Annotated in this window: 19 protein-coding genes; 15 read left to right on the forward strand and 4 right to left on the reverse strand. The window is 42.8% G+C overall.

Annotated elements, in window-relative coordinates; all coding sequences use genetic code 11:
• The first annotated feature begins 92 nt into the window (after positions 1–92).
• From ICN41_RS10225 to ICN41_RS10285, 13 genes are all read left to right on the forward strand, one after another.
• Complete coding sequence (locus ICN41_RS10225) at positions 93–848, forward strand: enoyl-ACP reductase (RefSeq protein ID WP_216292825.1); 756 nt, start codon at positions 93–95, stop codon at positions 846–848.
• 2 nt (positions 849–850) lie between these two features.
• Complete coding sequence (locus ICN41_RS10230) at positions 851–1165, forward strand: hypothetical protein (protein ID WP_216292826.1); 315 nt, start codon at positions 851–853, stop codon at positions 1163–1165.
• A 6-nt stretch (positions 1166–1171) separates the two neighbouring features.
• Complete coding sequence (locus ICN41_RS10235; protein WP_216292827.1) at positions 1172–1834, forward strand: CoA transferase subunit A; 663 nt, start codon at positions 1172–1174, stop codon at positions 1832–1834.
• An 11-nt stretch (positions 1835–1845) separates the two neighbouring features.
• Complete coding sequence (locus ICN41_RS10240) at positions 1846–2517, forward strand: 3-oxoacid CoA-transferase subunit B (RefSeq protein ID WP_216292828.1); 672 nt, start codon at positions 1846–1848, stop codon at positions 2515–2517.
• Positions 2518–2521: 4 nt separating this feature from the next.
• Positions 2522–3076 (forward strand): GNAT family N-acetyltransferase, encoded by a 555-nt coding sequence (locus ICN41_RS10245; RefSeq protein WP_216292829.1) that lies wholly within the window; start codon positions 2522–2524, stop codon positions 3074–3076.
• 103 nt (positions 3077–3179) lie between these two features.
• Positions 3180–5558, forward strand: coding sequence for a DUF3141 domain-containing protein (locus tag ICN41_RS10250; RefSeq protein ID WP_216292830.1), 2379 nt, complete (start codon positions 3180–3182; stop codon positions 5556–5558).
• A gap of 2 nt (positions 5559–5560) precedes the next feature.
• Positions 5561–6973, forward strand: coding sequence for a bifunctional enoyl-CoA hydratase/phosphate acetyltransferase (locus ICN41_RS10255; protein ID WP_216292831.1), 1413 nt, complete (start codon positions 5561–5563; stop codon positions 6971–6973).
• Between the two features lie 27 nt (positions 6974–7000).
• Positions 7001–8215, forward strand: coding sequence for an acetate/propionate family kinase (locus ICN41_RS10260; RefSeq protein ID WP_216292832.1), 1215 nt, complete (start codon positions 7001–7003; stop codon positions 8213–8215).
• Positions 8216–8360: 145 nt separating this feature from the next.
• The gene (locus ICN41_RS10265) at positions 8361–8840 is read left to right on the forward strand and encodes a histidine phosphatase family protein (RefSeq protein WP_216292833.1); all 480 of its coding nucleotides are present in this window, start codon (positions 8361–8363) and stop codon (positions 8838–8840) included.
• A 9-nt stretch (positions 8841–8849) separates the two neighbouring features.
• The gene (locus ICN41_RS10270) at positions 8850–10382 is read left to right on the forward strand and encodes a CHAD domain-containing protein (protein ID WP_216292834.1); all 1533 of its coding nucleotides are present in this window, start codon (positions 8850–8852) and stop codon (positions 10380–10382) included.
• A gap of 281 nt (positions 10383–10663) precedes the next feature.
• Positions 10664–11665: an alpha/beta fold hydrolase gene (locus ICN41_RS10275; protein ID WP_216292835.1), complete on the forward strand. Its 1002-nt coding sequence runs from the start codon at positions 10664–10666 to the stop codon at positions 11663–11665.
• 536 nt (positions 11666–12201) lie between these two features.
• Entirely contained in the window at positions 12202–12498 is a 297-nt protein-coding gene (locus tag ICN41_RS10280) for a hypothetical protein (RefSeq protein ID WP_216292836.1), read from the forward strand.
• A gap of 115 nt (positions 12499–12613) precedes the next feature.
• Positions 12614–14005, forward strand: coding sequence for a sensor histidine kinase (locus ICN41_RS10285; protein WP_255537978.1), 1392 nt, complete (start codon positions 12614–12616; stop codon positions 14003–14005).
• Between the two features lie 75 nt (positions 14006–14080).
• Here ICN41_RS10285 and ICN41_RS10290 read toward each other — a convergent pair whose 3' ends face one another.
• Complete coding sequence (locus tag ICN41_RS10290; protein ID WP_216292838.1) at positions 14081–15307, reverse strand: CaiB/BaiF CoA-transferase family protein; 1227 nt, start codon at positions 15305–15307, stop codon at positions 14081–14083.
• Between the two features lie 67 nt (positions 15308–15374).
• Here ICN41_RS10290 and ICN41_RS10295 point away from each other — a divergent pair, with 67 nt between their 5' ends.
• Positions 15375–16364, forward strand: a complete 990-nt coding sequence (locus tag ICN41_RS10295; RefSeq protein ID WP_216292839.1) for a tripartite tricarboxylate transporter substrate binding protein — start codon at positions 15375–15377, stop codon at positions 16362–16364.
• A gap of 10 nt (positions 16365–16374) precedes the next feature.
• Entirely contained in the window at positions 16375–17172 is a 798-nt protein-coding gene (locus ICN41_RS10300; protein WP_216292840.1) for an enoyl-CoA hydratase/isomerase family protein, read from the forward strand.
• Between the two features lies 1 nt (position 17173).
• Here ICN41_RS10300 and hemW read toward each other — a convergent pair whose 3' ends face one another.
• The 3 genes from hemW to rph are packed head-to-tail and all read right to left on the reverse strand — an operon-like array spanning position 17174 to position 19706.
• Positions 17174–18364, reverse strand: coding sequence for a radical SAM family heme chaperone HemW (gene hemW, locus ICN41_RS10305; protein ID WP_216292963.1), 1191 nt, complete (start codon positions 18362–18364; stop codon positions 17174–17176).
• Entirely contained in the window at positions 18364–18957 is a 594-nt protein-coding gene (rdgB, locus tag ICN41_RS10310; RefSeq protein WP_216292841.1) for an RdgB/HAM1 family non-canonical purine NTP pyrophosphatase, read from the reverse strand. Before rdgB ends, hemW begins: the two co-directional genes overlap by 1 nt.
• An 8-nt stretch (positions 18958–18965) precedes the next feature.
• The gene (gene rph, locus ICN41_RS10315; protein WP_216292842.1) at positions 18966–19706 is read right to left on the reverse strand and encodes a ribonuclease PH; all 741 of its coding nucleotides are present in this window, start codon (positions 19704–19706) and stop codon (positions 18966–18968) included.
• Positions 19707–19744 lie beyond the last annotated feature (38 nt).

Consider the following 19744-nt stretch of genomic DNA (forward strand, 5'->3'; position numbering starts at 1 on the left):
ATTTAGTTGACATACCGTATCAATTTCCTCAGCCTTTAAATTGTCATATTTAAAAGAGAACATCAAGTGTCTGTCATTTTTTAGGTGCAATGATGCTTAAAGGCAAAAAAGGGATTATTTTTGGCGTAGCCAATGATAAGAGCATTGCGTATGCCGTTGCGAAAAAGCTCCGTGCGGATGGCGCATTAGTTGTTGCATCTTGCCTTAACCAAAAAGCCTACGAGCTAGTTTCTCCCAGTTTATTAAGTCTGGATATTCCCGTTCAACCTTGCAATGTTGAGGATCATGAGCAATTAAAAGAATTTGTCAGAGATGCTGCCGAGCGTTTTGGAGATTTTGACTTTATTGTCCATTCCATTGCATGGGCACCATTAGAGGATTTGCATGGCAAGGTAATTGATAGCTCAAGTTCAGGATTCTCCAGGGCAATGGCAATCTCATGCCATTCATTTGCTGTAATTGCCCATCTTTGTGTGCCGTACATGAGGCATGGCGGCAGTATGGTGACGATGAGTTACATTGGCGCTGATGAGGCCGTTCCGCATTATGGATTAATGGGCCCCGTTAAGGCTGCTCTAGAATCTTTGGTCAGATATATGGCGCTCGAATTAGGTCCCCAAAATATTCGTGTTCATGCAGTATCTCCTGGCCCGATCATGACCCGCGCAGCTTCTGGTATTGAGGAGTTTGACTTGCTGATGAAGCGAGCAATTGAGAGGGCTCCATTAGCCCGCCTAGTTACTACAGATGAGGTTGCCAATTTAACGGCCTTCTTATGTGATGACGGTTCAAGTGGTATGACAGGCCAAACCATATACGTAGATGGCGGTTGCCATGCGGTGGCATAAGCATGCTACCCCAAACTTCTCTAGAGGATGCCAGGCTTGATGATGATATTCATCAGTTAAATGTAGAGATAGTGAGACTTGCATACTTTTTGGATGTTGACATTAAAAACGAGGCGGTAGTTGAAAAGCTTCTAGAAAATAATTTGCCAAATGATCATGAGCATTTTTACAAATTAGCCACTCTTAAGGGGCTAATCTTGCTTAGAGGGCATATTCACCAATTAAGACAAGAGCATGGCATTCCTGATGGTAAGAGCCCTTTGGAAGAAGAGATCTTTCAGAGGCTCAATTTAGGTCATTATGAAAATGAGTGTTAATTAGTTATGAAAAAAGCAATAGCAGTTGAAACAGCCATTGAAATGATTCCTCATGGAGCCTCATTAATGATTGGCGGATTCATGGGAATAGGATCTCCACATCGCATGATTGATGCCTTAGTCGCAGCGGGTACTTCCGATTTAACTATCATCGCTAACGATACCGGCAAGCCAAACTACGGCATTGGAAAGCTCATTTCTAGTGGGCAAGTTAAGCATGTGATCGCTAGTCATATTGGCTTAAATCCAGAAACCCAAGCCAAGATGTTTAGTAAAGAGCTCACAGTAGATCTTGTGCCTCAAGGCAATTTGGCAGAGCGGATTCGAGCAGCAGGGTATGGTCTTGGCGGCGTATTGGTTCAAACAGGTATTGGAACCTTGGTTGAGGAGGGTAAGCGAGTCATTGAAATCAATGGCGAAAATTGGCTGTTAGAGCTTCCCATAGCCGCTGATTTTGCGCTCATACATGCTCATCAAGCAGACTATCTTGGCAATCTGGCGTATCAACTAACGGCAACCAATTTCAATCCAGTAATGGCGATGGCTGCAAAAGTGGTGATATGCGAAACCAATGAGATTGTTCCGGTTGGAATGATTTCCCCTAATGACGTTATTACTCCAGGGGCAATTGTGACTGAGCTCATTTCTATGCCACATAGGCATCACTAAGAGATCCATTTATGAAAAGCACTCTTACTCCGAATGAAGTTATTGCACGGCGTGTTGCGCAAGAATTTACTGAGGGCATGCTCGTCAATCTTGGCATTGGATTACCAACGCAAGTTGCAAACTACCTTCCTAAAAACATGACTGTCTTTTTGCAGTCAGAAAACGGTCTCATTGGCCTTGGTGCTAGACCGCCAGAAGGCATGGAGGATGATGACTTAACCGATGCGGGCGGTACGCCAGTAATGGCAATACCAGGAGCAGCCAGAATTGACTCTGTGTTTTCTTTTGGACTGATTCGTGGAGGGCATCTAGACATCACGGTGCTTGGTGGATTGCAGGTTGACGCACAAGGACGCCTAGCTAATTGGATGATTCCAGGCAAGATGGCTCCAGGAATGGGTGGGGCAATGGATCTGGTATCTGGTGCAAAAAAAGTGATTATCGCTATGCAGCACACAGCCAAAGGCGTTCATAAAATTGTTGAGAAATGTAGTTTGCCCTTAACCGCTACGCGTCCAGTCAGTTTGATTGTGACTGAATTGGCAGTGATTGAGCCGACACCGGCCGGGTTAATTCTTAAGGAGTTGGCGCCGGGCGTAACAATAGATGAGGTCATTGCAGCAACAGGGGCGCAATTAATTATTTCCGATGATATCCATGAGATGAATTTTCCGGAGATCTAAATAAATGGAATTAACCTCAAATAACGAAGCTCTAAATTCACGGTTTATAAAAAAATGGACGCTTGCTCATGGTGGCGAGTACGACATCAGGCCCATTTCCATACATGATCGCAAAGCAGTTCTCGATCTATTTGAGCATTTATCTGCTCAAAGCCGATTTTTTAGATATGCACATGCTATGTCGACCTTGCCCGAGCAATTGCTAGATAAAATCATTCATGCATGTACTCCCAATGACTTCGCGTTGGGAGCCTATATAAAAAATGCAGACTGGCCAATAGAACGCTTGGTTGGAATTTCTCGATATGTGCGCGATACAAATAGCACTAGAGCAGAATTTTCTCTGTCTGTAAGTGATGATTATCACCATGAGGGTATCGGCTCACACCTGATGCAGGGAATTTTAGATTGCGCCAGATTAAATGGTTTATCAGAGATTTATGGATACGTCCTAAAAGAAAATCACGATATGTTGGTATTAATGCGCCATCTAGGCTATGAATTACATACCGATGAAGATGACATGAAGATGTACATCGCCATAAATCAAACAATTTAAGCAGTACCCACAGACAGTGTCACAAAAGGTACATGAATCTGACACTATTTAAATCTAAAGTTAATAATTCAATTCGAATTTTTCGAGTCCATGAGAGGTAGTTATGTTTGATTTTAGCCAATACAATCCCATCAATTCTTATAGAAATATTCTGCAAAAGAATATGCGCGCCGCCGAATTATCTCGTCAAGGTCAAAAACAATCCCTACACAAAATCTCAGAGTTGACATCAATTCATAGTCAAAAATTGCAACAGGTTGCCCTCTCAGAATCTAAGAGGATTGAAAAGTTGCTCGAGGAAACAAAAGAAAAGGTTAGTTCATTGATGACTTCAGAGCCAAGCGCTCTTTGGGGGATGTGGCAAGAGTATTTAACTGACTCTACACAACGGAGTGCTTTGGTTTTTGAGACTTTGCGCAAGCGTGGGAATGTATACCTTGATCACGTAGAGTCAGGCATGCCGCCAGTCTTAGATTTTGCTTATGAGGTCATTATTGATGGCAAAGAATTAAGTTCGCCAGTAAATTATTTATTACTCAAAATAACGCCTCCAGAAGGGGTCGTCATTGATGAGAAGCGTGCACCAGTCATGATTATTGATCCTAGAGCAGGCCATGGTGCAGGTATCGGAGGATTTAAACCAGATAGCCAAGTAGGCGAGGCTTTTACAGATGGCCACCAAGTTTATTTCGTTGCATTTAGACCAATGCCTGAGCCAACTCAAACGATTGCAGATGTTCGTGATGCAGAAATTATCTTCTTAAAACATATTATTGAGCAGCATCCACATTCACCTAAGCCTATTGTGATTGGTAATTGTCAAGGCGGTTGGGCGGCAATGTTGATAGCAGCGGCTGTTCCTGAGTTGATGGGCCCTATCGTTCTCAATGGTTCACCGATGTCCTATTGGGCGGGTAAGGTTGGTGATAATCCCATGCGCTATACAGGAGGAATGCGTGGCGGAGCAATGTCTGCGTTAATGTTGGCTGATATTGGGAATGGTTTATTTGACGGCGCTAATTTAGTAGCCAATTTTGAATCTTTAAATCCTGCAAACAGTTTCTTTGGTAAGTATTACAAGCTGTATTCGAATGTGGATTCAGAAGCTCAGCGCTTTCTGGACTTTGAAAAATGGTGGGGCGGCTACTGCTTCATGACTGAAGCTGAAATGCGTTGGATTTTAGATAATCTGTTTATCGGGAATAAATTAGCAACCGGCGATGCTGTTTTAGGTATGGAGCGCGTAGATCTTAAGGCAATAAAATCACCTATTATTGTGTTCGCTTCCCATGGCGATAACATCACCCCTCCACAGCAGGCTCTCAATTGGATTCCTGACCTGTACGCTAGTGTTGAAGAAGTTAAGGCGCGTGGTCAAAGAATCGTCTATATGCTGCATGACTCCATTGGTCACTTGGGCATTTTTGTTTCTAGCCAAATAGCCGGACGAGAGCACGTAGCCATTACCGATACCGTTCGTGCCATTGAAGCTCTCTCCCCAGGGCTTTATGAGATGAAGTTAGATGATGAAGAGGATCGAGTGCATATTCGGTTTGAGCCCCGCGGAATGGGGGATATCCTAGCTTTGGGTGATGGCAGGGATGATGAGCAGTTATTTACTGAAGTAGCTCAAATGTCAAATATCAATACTGAGTTATACGATCGTTTTGTGCGGCCAGTGATCCAGAATATGGCGACCCCAGAAACTGCGGAGCTCATTCGCGAGTCTCATCCCCTGAGAACGCAACGCGTTATTTTCTCTGATAAGAACCCAATCATGCCCATGCTTGATAAGGCTGCAGAGTCCATTGTTCGGGAGCGAAAGCCTGCAAGTAGAGATAATCCATTTATCATGGCTGAAAAGGTGGCTAGTGAACTCATCGAAACTCAGTTAAATCTGTATCGCAATATGCGCGACTCAATGACAGAAACAAGTTTCTTTTCAATTTATTCCTCGCCAATGATTAAGGCCTTTATTAGTCCTAAAGATTCTGGTACGCCGAAACGCACCACTGTTGATGTCCGCCAGATGCCTGAAGTGCAACATGCATTGGAGAATGTGGATAAAGGCGGCTTGGCTGAAGGGGTAGTTCGCATATTGCATCTATTAAATGATGCCCGTGGATATGTTCGTAGAACACGTTTAGAGCGCGAACTGATTGCTTTGGGTCACTCTAAATTATTTCCTGATATGGATCATGAAGACATTGTCAAAATAGTCCACCAACAAGCGCTGATCGTAGATTTTGAGCCAAAGTTGGCAATGTATACACTCCCAGTTTTGCTCAATACACAAACTGCGAGAAAAAAGGCACTGAAATTGGTAATGGATATTGCTGGTCCACGAGACACAATGCATCCATTTGCATTAAAGATGTACGGACAAATTGAAGAGTTGCTTAATCATAAGACTGTGCCTTCTGAATCTCTAGTGGTGAATGAAGAAGATGGCACTTTACAAGCTGATACCAAGGATGAATAATCATGAATGCATCAGTGAATGGATTAAAAAATCGCACATGGGATGAGCTTAAAGTAGGGGATACTGCCTCAATTGAAAAGCTGGTGACATCCCGTGACTTATTTTTGTTTGCTCATGCTTCGGGCAATCTTAATCCGTTGAATATTCCTCATCTTGATCTAGAAAATGAGGGAGGTACCTCAGCAGTTGCTCCATCCATGTGGCTTGGTTCACTGATTTCTAGTGTCTTAGGCAACATTCTTCCGGGGCCTGGCACCCTTTACCTCTCTCAGGATTTTGAGTTTATGGGAAGAGCCCATGTGGGTGACCTCTTAAAAATTACGGTAACTTTGCTGGAAAAGAGTAATAGTCCAAGTGTGATGTTTGGCACCACTGTAATGGGACAAAATGGTGATTGCATTGCATCTGGTAAGGCTATTGTTGATGCGCCATTACAAAATATCTATTTAAATCCCAGCGAATTACCAGGCTTGTTAATGGATCAACATGATCATTTTGATAAATTGATTTCAGAGGCTAAAAAATTAGAGCCTATGCTGACTGCGGTAGTTTGCCCAGACGATTCAACTTCTTTAATGGGCGCTTTTTTAGCCATGAAGGAGGGGTTAATAATCCCTATTTTGATTGGCGCACGTAATCAAATTCAAAAAGCTGCCGATGAAGCTCACTTTGATATCAGTAATATAGAAGTAATTGATATTGCTGACCATAAATCAGCGGCTGCCAAAGCTGTTGAGTTAGTTCATCAACAAAAAGTATCAGCCATTATGAAAGGCAATTTACATTCAGATGAATTGCTGTCGCAGGTGGTGAAGAAAGACCGGGGGTTGCGAACCCTGAGGCGGATATCACACGTTTTTGTCTTAAACGTAGCTAGTCTAGAGCAGCCATTATTCATCACTGATGCGGCCATCAATATTGCGCCTGACCTTCCAACTAAAGTAGACATCATTCAAAATGCCATTGATCTGGCAAGGGCCTGCGGCATTAAATTGCCATATGTTGCTGTTCTTTCTGCGGTGGAGACCGTCAGCTTCAATATCCCCTCATCCATGGATGCCGCTATCTTAGCCAAAATGGCTGATCGTGGACAGATTACTGGCGGTTTAGTTGATGGCCCTCTGGCTATGGATAACGCAATAGATATGGGTGCAGCGAAGACCAAGCATTTAACTTCGCCGGTAGCTGGAAAGGCGCAAATATTGGTCGTGCCTAACTTGGAGGCGGGCAATATGCTAGCTAAGCAATTGACATTTGTCTCTCATGCGCAGCCTGCTGGATTGGTGCTTGGTGCACAAGTGCCCATCATGTTAACAAGTCGTGCTGACAATGAACGTGCCAGACTCGCCTCTTGCGCTTTAGCTCAGCTGTACCATGCATTTCTTAAAAATGGATATTCGACTTTTACTCTTTAGCATTGCTAACTGATTAGTTTCTAAATTATGGACAATGAAAAGAATTTACGTGGTCAAGCTGTACTTACTATCAATGCAGGTTCCTCATCTATCAAATTTTCGGTATTCTTACTACCTCAGCTAAACCAGATTTTGGTAGGTCAGATAGACGATATTGGTGGAGATGCTCGCTTTACAGTAAGGTGGCATTCAGACAACAATCAAGTTAGTCTCAATTGGCCTAATGCTACCCCACCAAAAAATCATCGCGAAGCTTTATCCGAGTTGATTAATTGGTTACATCGTACCGCCAATGAAATTGAAATTATTGCAGTAGGCCATCGTGTTGTTCATGGTGGCCAAAAATATAGTGCTCCTGTTATTGTTACTGAAAAAGTCATGAAGGACTTAGAGGCGCTGATGATTCTTGCTCCGCTTCATGAGCCCCATAATCTTGCTGGAATTAGAGCTGCGCAAGAAAGTTTTGGAGCCATTCCTCAAATTGCTTGTTTTGATACAGCGTTTCATCGTACACATTCATTTGTGGAGGATTGTTATGCTATCCCGCGATATTTTTATGACCAAGGCGTTTGTCGTTATGGCTTTCATGGTCTATCTTATGAATATATAGCAGAGCAACTAATGACGAAGTTTCCCGGCGAGTCCGGTGGTAAGGTAATCATTGCTCATTTAGGGAATGGTGCCTCAATGACTGCATTAAAAGGCGGTGTTTCTATTGCTTCTACAATGGGGTTTTCCTCATTAGACGGATTGCCTATGGGCACACGCTGTGGAGAAATTGATCCAGGCGTATTGCTGTATATGATGCAACGTGAAGGTTTAAGTGCTAACGAGATATCAGAGATCCTTTATAAAGAATCTGGGCTAAAGGGATTATCAGGGGGTCTTTCGAATGATATGCGTATCCTCGAGGCATCCACTCTTCCCGAGGCAAAAGAAGCAATTGATTATTATGTTAGGGAGGTAAAGCGTGAAATTGGCGCTCTAACAGCACTAATGGCAGGTTTGGATGTCATTGTTTTTACCGGTGGAATTGGCTCAAACTCGGTAATGATTCGAGAAAGGGTTCTAAATGAAATGTCTTGGATTGGCATTGATTTGGATAGGGAGTCTAACCGCAATGGAGGAACAATTATTTCTTCAAAGGCGTCTAGGGTCCTTTGCTTGAGAATCAATACTGACGAAGAACGCGTTATAGCAAGACATGCATTTGAATTAACTAAGCAGATATGTAATGTTTAGTGATTTTAAAGAATACAATTTACACAATGAATGCTTGCTTTATGAGTTTATGTAACGACATCTTGAAAAGGTTAAGCAAAACCGGAGTCTTAGATCTTATGGAATATAGAAAACTTTCCAGAAAAGTTAAAAAGGCAAAATAGGTATGTCTAAATCATTATTCCTCCTGCGACATGCGAAAGCTATCACGGGTGGGTTAATGATTCAGGACATCGATAGGCCTTTGTCAGATAAGGGCGTTAGAGATGCGAATAAGTTAGCTACTAAGTTAGTCAAAAAAGGCATATCGTTTGATTTAATACTTCTAAGCCCAGCAGTTCGTACTATTACTACAGCACAGATTATTTCAAATGCCTTGCGCTCAACGCATTCCCATTTAGCAACAAATGATGACTTATATGGCGCCGAAACCATGATGCTTCTGAAAATTATTTCATCTGTCTCAAGGAAAATAGATTCGTTAATGATTGTTGGGCACAACCCAGGGCTTATGAATCTGGCGTCATTTATAGCCGGCGAACCAATTGCCATGTCTACTTGCTCGCTAGTTAAATTTACATTCGACTTTAAAGACTGGCATGAAATTTTTACTCAAAGAGCGGTCAAATTAAGTTTGCTAAATTAATGGCTAAGTATGACAGTTGAAAATACCAATGAATTCGAAATCAAACTCCTTTTCCCGGAGGATCAGCTAGAGGCCATTGAAAAGCTGATTATCTCCAATGGCGGCATCCGTCGACAGCATTTGCAGGCTTTCTATATAGACACCCCAGATTTCGTATTAACTCGGGCAGGCTTTGCATTTCGTCTACGAAAAGAAGGCCGTCAATGGATGCAAACACTAAAAGCTTCCACTCCAAACCCGCTAGAGCGCCTTGAGCACAATGTGACATTGTCGGCAGTGGGCAAAGAGATGCCAGAGTGGAATCTAGATCTTCATCAAAATCACGATGCTGGCCAACTTTTGCGCAAAAAATGCCCAAATTTAAAGCCAGATGATTTGAGAGTGAGTTATCAAACAGATATTTGGCGTAGAAAAGCGCTTATAAAAACTCAGCTTGGGTCTCTGGAGTACGCACTAGATAGTGGCTTTATTTATTCTCAATTAAATGACTGTGCGTCCAGCATCAAAGTGCTTGAACTAGAAATTGAGCTCAAAGCGGGTGAGCCTCTCGATGTTCTTTCCCATGCAAAAAATCTGATCAAGAATCATGGCGCTTATATCGATACCCGAAGCAAATCCGAGCGTGGATTTTTGTTGGCCAATGGTTTACAGGCTAGTCCTGCAATGAGGGCCAAAGCAATATCCCTAAACAAGTCGAAGAATGCACAAGAAATTATTACCTGCTTAATTGACTCGTGTCTGCAGCAAGTGTTGGCAAACCAGAGCGCACTGAATGCTGAGTTAGATCATTATTCAGAATACCTACATCAACTGAGGGTTGGATTGCGCCGACTAAAGGTACTCTTCAAGTATTTAGCCAGGCATGATATTCATTTAGGGGATGAGGAGCTTGAGGCTTTCAAAAGGGCTTTTGATCAGCTGGGCGGCTATAGAGACAGCAATTATGTGACGGGCACGTTAAATCCAATTCTTTTATCTCTCGGAGGCCCTGAAATTAGGCTCGCCAGCATCAAGGAATTACCAAACCCTTGTTTTATTACAAAAAATAGTGAGTTTCAATTGCTGTTGGTAGGAGTAATGTCGATTAGCTATCTTGGCGTATCCATAAGTGCTGATCCAGAAGATAGAAGGGGTGATAAAGAGGAAGTAAGGCTAGTCAGAAAAACGATCAATAAACTATTGGATGGTGGATTTTCTTTTGTAGCTGATAGGGCTTCGCGATTTTCTGAATTACAAGACGATCAAATTCATTCAGTCAGAAAAAAGATGAAGTTTATACGCTACTCCCTAGAATTTTTTAGGGACTATTGCAATAAAAGCAAGTACGCAAAATTCAATAAATCCATAGCGGATGCGCTGGAATATTTCGGATTATTTAATGATATGTGCGTAGCAATTTCACGCATTGAGGTTCTTAGCCAAGATGATCCTAATATGCTATTTGCACTCGGCTGGCTAAAGGCTGAGCGCCAACGAGTTAGATCACTATGTGGAAAAAGTCTTAAGAAGCTTGTACGCATGGATCCTGCTTGGGGAGCTTAAGACGCTGAATGCCTAAATATGGCGATAAGGAGTAGTTACAGTCGTAGATAACTTAAAGACAATCACTTCTGAATTAAAACAATGTCACAAGCGCAGAAACAGCTGTTTCCAATTAAACCAAAGACAGTTTATGCAGGCGCAAGCTTTATAACGCCTCATTAACGGTGGTTTAACTATTTAATTTCACAATTTGGTGCACTTTAAGTAATTCTGTCATGAGCACTCTATAGAGTGAAAGCATTGAAGTCTATTGGTCAGTGAAATATGATGGTTATGATTGTATGAAGAAGAATATTTTGGATGTTTTGAAGGAAGTTAAAGCGGGAGTAATTAAAGCAATTCAATTGAATGGCCAAAAACCTGTTACCACTATTGCTCAAGACGTTCATGATGTTGAGATATGTGTTTACGAACCTGCTACCGAGTTTGCGCCCATTGAAAATAGCCCTGTTATAAGCTGTCAGCCATTAAGAATGGCGGTTAGCACTCCCCCTGAGACTAGATTCTTTACGATTAAGGATCCGGAATATCCTCGAAAAATTGCCTACACCGTATCGGGCGATTTGGATGGAGATAATATTTTAATTTGCCTCCCTGGATTACTCGAGACCAAAGAATCGTTCATGGTCATTCATGCTTATTTTCTTAAATTTGAAAATTGTAAAGTCATTAGTGTCGATTTTTCGGGCAGAGGTGAGTCTGACTACATTAAGGAGTATGGCGATTATAAAATGTCACTATATTTATCCGATATAAGCAAGTTAATTCAAGGCGCTATTTTGAATGAGGGTGGGTCGAATAAAAAGATTACTATCCTTGGTACGAGCATGGGCGGGGTCTTAGCTATGTACCTTGCCAAAATATTTGGCAAAAAGATTGATGGAATCATCTTGAATGATATTGCGTTGACAGTTAATTGGACATCCCTATACGTTCTGTATAAATCGATGAAATATGATCTAGGCTTCAAGGAGGTGCGGGAGCTAGCGAAAGCTTTAAGCGTTGATCAAAAAGCTATCTCTGATGTTCAGCTCCCTGGGCATTTTGATCTCTCATACAAAGCAGATGTTTGGGGTATGAACTTTCATGAGGCCCTAGAGGGTTTTAAAGGAAAAGTAGGCTTGATTTATGGTGCAGAGTCCAAGATTTGTACTAAGCAACGCGTAGAAGGTGCCAAGAGCTTTATCCCACAGATGGAAACTCTTGAGGTTCCGAATGCAGGGCATCCAGCGCCATTTAATCTTTTAGTCTGCGACTTCATCGAATCTCAGATAGGCGTTTAATCTTCCGGCATCCTATCTAATTTATAAATACCATTTTTTGTATCCATAATGTGCTTACCAGCTCGCTTACCAGTAAAACATGGATTTTAGAGAGCTTGAATGGATTCCTTAGAAGTGGTTTCTACCTTCAGGGTTTATAGATTCAGGGTTTAGTGGGCATTAGTGGACTTGGTAGAAAAGGCAAAATTTAGACCTCATCTCTGCCAGTACTTGTTCTAAGAGCCCCTTGCTGGGCTTCTTCTTTTTCTACCAATCCACCATTCAAATGAGATCGTGAGCATCGGCACTAGGTGTTTTCACTTATTTTGTAATTATAGTTGTGAAGTTCAGTACTTCTGTAGTATAGTAAAGGATATGAAGCGACAAATACCGAAAACACAGATGGCTTTGGAATGGATAGGGAAGGGGATGACTGCAGCTCAGGCGGCCCGAAAACTTGAAATCTCAGAGTCCGGTGTTTATGCAGCATTAAGAAAAACCAAGGCAAAAGATCTTGGCTGTTGTCCTACTTGCGGTCACAAACTAAGGAAATAAAAATGAAGAAAATACTTTTAGCGCTTGCTTGTATTTCGGTTGCTGCATTTGCCTTTGCAAATAATGTTTCGGACTCCAATGAGCTTGTAACGCAACAGTGCAAGATTTCAGCAGAAGCGGTATCTACTCTGAAGAGCCTGCGCTACGGTAATACCTCTATACGTAAGGATGTGTCTAGCCTGATTAATCAAAGCCTTAAAACACCTGAGAATCGTCAGATTGCCAATAAAACGCTTAATCAAATGGTCGATGACAAGGTAAGCGATGCTCGTACGCTGGAAGGAAAGTATTGTTCTTGAGTTATTTAGGGTGGGTCAGTAAATTGCTCAATAATTAATCTATCAATGTACGATAGCTAGTATGAAACTCTTGCTTTCCCTATACTTTTTTATCCTAGCCTTTATACAGGCGGGATTGTTAGTTGGCATCTATCACTATTACCGTAAACAAAACTTAGTAAAACCTAGTCCTTATTGGATGGGCTCTTTATTAATTAGTGTTTTAGCGCTATTCGTATTTGGTGGGGGTGTTTTGACGGTGAATGATATTGCGAAGCCGCAATTTAGCTTTACCGTTGCCAATACACTCTTTGTGGCAGCAGCAATATTCCAAGGCTTGTTTTGTAAATCTTTGAATCAAAAGGTTACAAGGCGCGAGGCATATGCATTTGGAGTTGGCCTGCTGATATTTGCGATCTTGTTTGAAGTGATGCGTCATCTCGGAACCTTTGAGATGAGGACCATTGTGATGGCTAGTCTTGCAAGTGTTCTGTATGGATGGCAAATTATGGCCATTCGTAAGAGACGGGCCGCAGAGGTCTCTGCTCAGTTGCAATATCTTCAGTACGCTACTTTTGCAGAACTATTTTTAGCCCTATCGCGTATTGCTGTATTAATTGGTCAATCCTTTACGATTCGAGATGTGGAACAAATTCCAGAGTTTTTAATTCTGGCAACGATATTTCAATTGGTAATGAATACACTCTCCTATATTGCGATTGGAGGCTATTGGTCAGAGCGGATTTCTATCTCCAATATTCGCTCTCAAATAGAAAACCAAGAAGTAAAAGAATTACTGCTCGAGCGTGAGACATTAATTAATTCACTATTGAAAGCAAACAAAACCGTGGCAACAGGCGCCTTGTCTGCTTCGATTGCCCATGAGTTAAACCAACCGCTTGGTGCATCGCATCTGAATATTCAATTTCTGCAAAAGAAATTGGCGGAGGGCGATGTCGATCCTTTAGTGCAAAAGGAGATTTTGGATGCCTTATTATTGGACAATCAGCGTGCTGCAACTATTATCCGATCGTTAAGATCTATCTTTGCAGACGAGAAGTTATCGGCTGAAAGTATCGATTTTTCTGAATTAATGAATTCAGTAATGAGTATTGTGCGCCCAGAGCTACAGTCTAGGTCTATTCAGATTGTCTTAAACCTAGAAGACAAATTAATGCTGCGCGTTAATCGCAGTGAAATACAGCAAGTGATGCTCAATTTAATGAATAATGCCATCCAAGCACTGAGTTCAGAACACATTCAAGAAAAGATCATCACTATATCGGGACGCTATGTTCAAGAGGGCGTAGAAATCTCAGTGGAAGACAGTGGTCCTGGACTCTCGCAAGATGCTCAAGCTCATCTCTTTGAACTACTTTCTACTGATCGAGACAAGGGAATGGGCTTAGGGCTGTGGCTTTGTAAGCATATCGTAATGCGTCACGGTGGAAAAATTGGGTATCAAACTCGTCTTGCAGGCGGGGCTCAATTTATCTTGCTCTTACCTTTTCCAAATGAGACTAACTAAAAACTGCTTCATCAATGCAAGATGAGCTTAGTCAATATGGATGTCTAAGGTCTGACTGCCTTTGAAGCTAGGGCTTTAAGGTGCAAATGCACCGCCTACCTCAAGCGATTTGAGTTCTTCCCCTGAAATGCCTAGTTCAGTCAATATTTCATGGTTATGTTCTCCGAGCAAAGGCGGGTGTTTGCGCACCTCTTGAGGGGTGCCATTCATCTTTACGGCAAAACCAATATTGGGCACCTTGCCTTCAATCGGGTGATCAATTTCTATGCGCATCTCTCTGTGGCGCCCATGCTCGCTATCAAATGCTTGTGGATACGTATTAATTGGTCCAGCAGGAATGCCTGCGGCAAGCAATAAATCAACCCACTCATCGCTGGATTTTTTAGTGAATGTTGTTTCTAGCTCAGAGGCGAGCTCGAGCCGATTGGCTAGCCTTGATGGGTTGGTTTTAAATCGCGCATCTTCAAATAATTCTGGACGATGGATTGTTTCACACAGCTGTTTCCATAGTTTTTGATTGGTTGCTCCCATGACAAAATACCCATCAGCAGATTTCATCGCCTGGTATGGAGCGCTCATATGATTTGCAGTGCCAAGCTTATAGGGTTCTACCCCAGTTCCCCAATACTGAGATGTATCCCAGATTGAAAATGCCAATGCAGAATCAAAGAGTGAGGCATCAATAAACTGCCCTTGTCCTGTTTTCGTCCTTCCTATATAAGCCGACAAAATTCCATAAGTAGCAAACAGGGCACAACCAATATCTGCCACTGGGACGCCTGCCTTGACTGGGGGGCCATCGGGATAGCCAGTGACACTCATCACGCCAGACATCGCTTGTGCCATTAAATCAAAGCCTGGGCGGTCTGCCCAAGGACCGGTTTGTCCAAACCCTGAAATGCTGGCGTAGATCAAGCCTGGGTTGATATCTTTTAAGCTAGGGTAGTCAATACCCAATTTTTTCATTACCCCAGGACGGTAGTTTTCTACCAAAATATCCGCAGTTTTCACTAGCTCAAAAAATACCTTTTTCCCTGACTCAGTTTTTAAATTCAGAGTAAGACTGCGTTTATTGCGATTCATATTCAGAAAGCCCATGCTATCTGAGCCCTTCATCTTGAATCCCATGGCGCCTCGAGTTTGGTCACCAGTGCCTGGGGGTTCAATCTTTATTACATCAGCACCCAAGTCGGCCAGTAGCATGCAGCAGTAGGGGCCAGCCATGACTTGGCTAACATCTAAAACTCTTACACCTGATAGGGGTAATGGCCTTTTTGCCTCATTTATAGGTGTTTTCGTCATTGTCTCAATTGTTTTTATATGATTAACTAATAGTATCAAACACAATTAAAACAAAATTGGAGACTCTATGTTGGTTAAGGCACCAAAGATGGCCACTCGTATTATTGCTACTTTTATTCTTGGCTTATGCCCTTTGTTGGCAATGGCTCAGTCTAACTATCCCAATAAACCGATACGCTTGATTGTCGGTTTTGCGCCAGGCGGTGGTACAGATATTGTGGCTCGAGCAATCGCTCCCAAAATGAGTGAGCTCTTGGGTCAAAGTGTTGTCATAGAAAACAGGGCGGGAGCTGCTGGAACCATTGGCGCTGATTTAGTAGCCAAATCTAACCCAGATGGCTATACCTTGTTAATGGGGCACTCTAATTCAAATGCAATCTCTCCATATGTATTAACGAACGTACCTTACAACCCAGCCACTGATTTCACACCTATCACTTACTTAGGTTATGTGCCTAATGTATTAGTAGTGAAATCCTCATTACCTGTAAATTCTGTAGCCCAATTAATCTCTTTAGCCAAATCCAATCCTGGTCAAATGACCTATGGCTCCTCAGGTATTGGTAGTACGCAACATTTAGCTGGTGCTTTGTTTTCAAACATAGCAGGCATTTCAATGAATCACGTTCCCTATAAAGGAAGTGGTCAAGCCATTATCGACTTACTCGGTGGTCAAATCACCATGAACTTCGATACATTGCCTCCTAATTTGCAGCAAATTCGTCAAGGCAATCTCAAGGCCTTAGCTATCTCAACACCTAAACGTTTGGCGCTGTTACCCAACGTCCCTACATTTAATGAAGTTGGCATCGTTGGTTTTGATGTGACGAATTGGTACTCAGTCATGGGGCCAAAGAATATGGACCCAGCACTCGTAAATAAAATTGACCAGGCAGTAAGAGCGTCAATGAATGATCCAGAGATTAAGAAAACCCTAGACTCACAGGGTCTTCAGCCTGACGGTCCAGCCACACCAGCGGCATTTAGCTTATTTTTAGCAGGCGAGCTTGCAAAATATCAGCGCTTAGTGAAGAGTCTGAATATCAAAGCTGAATAAGTCGGTTTTGATGACTGCTGTAGATCAACCGGATCGCCGCGCAGAAGTTACTTATGAACTGCGCGGTAAGCTTGCTTATGTAAGCTTAGATCATGTAGCTGCCAGAAATGCCATGACAGCTGCTATGTATGAACGTTTGCAATCGATCTGTATTGAGATTTCTAAAAACCCAGCCATTCGTGTCTTAGTGCTTCGGGGGGCTGGAGGCAAAGCTTTTGTAGCTGGAAGCGATATTGCCCAATTTTCAGATTTTCGTTCTGGTGATGACGGTCTCCTATATGAAAAGGGAATTGATCAATACTTAAGTCCCCTAGCTATGCTGCCTATACCAAGCATTGCTGTTATTGAGGGGATGGCTGTCGGCGGTGGCTTGGCCATTGCTACTTGTTGTGACTTTCGAATTGCCACAAACAATGCACGCTTTGGCGTGCCGATCGCGAAAACACTTGGCAATTGCCTTTCATCCAATAACTTAGCTTGGCTAGTCAGCCACTTGGGAGTTCCCTTGGTAAAGCGAATGCTGCTCTTGGCGGAACTCATTCCAGCAGAAGAGCTATTGAAGCAAGGATATTTATTGAAAGTGTGCGATGAAAAAGACTTGGATGAAGCCATTTCAGAGTTAGCTGATCGACTCGCAACTTTAGCGCCAATCACGCAAAAAGCTAGCAAGCAGATGATAGCGAGACAGATTAGCAATCTGGCAACGGATTGTCAGGATTTAATTTATGAAACCTATGGAAGTTCTGACTTCCAAAATGGAGTTAAATCATTTTTAAGTGGTACAGCGCCAACCTGGACTGGCAAATAACTTAATTCAGAAAAATTTCTTGAACATTGTTCAAGTATGTCAAGCCTAGTGGAGTTGCTTTAAGAGATATGGGATTAGGATCTAGTAATCCTTTTTTAGAAGCCTCATCAAGGCCCTTGCTAATGACATTTAATGGCAGGCCTGTGCGCTCCGTAAAGGTATTGGTTGCCACGCCATTAGTAAGCCGTAAAGCATTGAGCATGAACTCAAAGGGCAGATCAGAAGCAGGAACTTCTCTCGCTTCAATCAAAGCATTACCTTTGGTTTCCATATTCTGCATATAAGTCTCAGGATGGCGTTCGCGTACTTGTCTTGTGATTTTGTCAGGGAAGGAAATTTTTCCATGAGCGCCAGCCCCAATGCCAATGTAATCACCAAAGCGCCAGTAGTTCAGATTATGTTTGCACTCCATGCCAGGCTTAGCATAGGCAGATACTTCATAGCGTTGGTAGCCTGCATTGGAAAGCAGTTCTAAATTCTGCTCAAAGATGGCATCGATCACCTCTTCTTTGGGAAGTTTAGGTGGAAAGCTAGCAAAGTAGGTATTGGGCTCTAGAGTCAGATTGTAAAAAGACAGGTGAGGGGTTTTAAAAGACAGGGCTGTCTCCACATCACGCTTGGCATCATCTAAGGTTTGCATCGGAAGCCCGTACATTAAGTCCAAATTGACCGACTTAAAATGTTTTAGGGCAATTTCAATTGCACGTTTTGCCTCTGAGCCATTATGAATTCGTCCCAAGGCCTTGAGCTGTTCATCTTGAAAGCTTTGAATACCCAAAGAAACACGATTGATGCCAGCTTTAGCAAATCCAGCAAATTTTTCCGTTTCAACAGAGCCAGGATTAGCCTCCATGGTAATTTCTGCGTCAGGCTCTAAATTGATGCGAGCACGAATAGCAGAAATTAATCTATCCATTCCTTGGGCCGAGAGCAAACTCGGTGTGCCACCACCAATAAAAATGCTATGAACCTGTCTGCCCCAAATGCGGGGTAGCTCGGTTTCTAAATCAGCAATCAATGCATTGATATATTGCTCTTCATCAAAGCCAGATTTAACGCCCGCACCTTCTTTAATTTGATGAGAGTTGAAATCACAGTAAGGACATTTTTTTTCACACCAAGGAAAGTGAATATATAAAGCGAGAGGTGGCAGCGCTGTAAGGTTTGCTTTATTCAAACTACTGTTCATCATCATGCAGCGCGCATTTTCAATTGCGTAATGAGTTCTCTTAATGCTTGACCTCGATGGCTAATCGCATTCTTTTGGATTGGATCAAGTTGTGCGGCTGTCATGTTTTGATCAGGGAGAAAGAAATACGGATCATATCCAAAGCCGTTATCACCAACAGCTGCATCCTGAATGAGTCCATGCCATTTAGTCTGAACAGTAAGAGGCTTGGGGTCATCAGCTTGATTTACAAAGACGAGTGCGCATACATAATGCGCTGCTCGATTAGACTCCCCCTGTAAAGCAGTGATGAGTTTGTGGTTGTTGGCAGCATCATTAGAAGGCTCCCCTGCATATCGAGCAGAGTAAACCCCGGGCGCACCACCCAAAGCATCAACACAAATTCCTGAGTCATCTGCTAGGGCGGGCAATCCACTGGCAGCACTGGCATGTCGCGCTTTAGCTAAAGCATTCTCGACAAAGGTAGGGTGTGGCTCTTCGCAGGAAGGAATACCCAAATCACCTTGCGGTATTACTTCAAATTGAAGGGGGGCTAATAGAGCTTGAAATTCTCTTAGCTTGCCAGCATTGTTTGAGGCTAAAACCAGTTTTTGCATGCGCTTATTTATTTCAAACAGTCCGCTTGTAATCGACTAAGTTCGCGAATGCCTTTTTCAGCTAAATCCAAAAGTGAGTCTAACTCTGCTCTCGAGAAAGTAGCGCCCTCAGCGGTACCTTGAACTTCAATCATGCCGCCTTTGCCGGTCATCACGACATTCATATCGGTATCGCATGAGGAATCTTCTGGGTAATCTAAATCGAGCACAGGAGTTCCTTGATAGATGCCAACAGAAATCGCAGCGACGCTATCGATGATGGGGTCTTTAGTGAGTACGCCACTATTAAGTAATTGATTTACGGCATCTCTAGCAGCAACATAGGCGCCGGTAATAGAAGCAGTTCGCGTGCCGCCATCCGCTTGCAGTACATCACAATCCAAATGGATCGTACGCTCGCCCAATACATTTAAATCAAAGACGCTACGCATGGCGCGACCAATCAGACGCTGAATTTCTTGGGTACGACCAGATTGTTTACCTCGGGCCGCTTCACGATCGCTACGAGTGTGGGTGGAACGGGGCAGCATTCCGTACTCCGCTGTAACCCAACCTTCTCCAGAGCCTTTTTTATGTGGAGGCACCTTTTCTAGGATGCTGGCAGTACATAGCACCTTAGTATCTCCAAAGGCAATCAGCACGGATCCTTCAGCATGTTTGGTAAAGGCTCTAGATATAGTGACAGGGCGTAATTCTTGGGGATTGCGTCCGCTAGGGCGGCTGATATTGCCTTGGTTTGTGGTGCTCATGGAATTTGGTCCTATTCGTTAGCTATCAATCTACAATG

Source organism: Polynucleobacter sp. 15G-AUS-farblos (genome assembly GCF_018882445.1).
GTDB lineage: Bacteria > Pseudomonadota > Gammaproteobacteria > Burkholderiales > Burkholderiaceae > Polynucleobacter.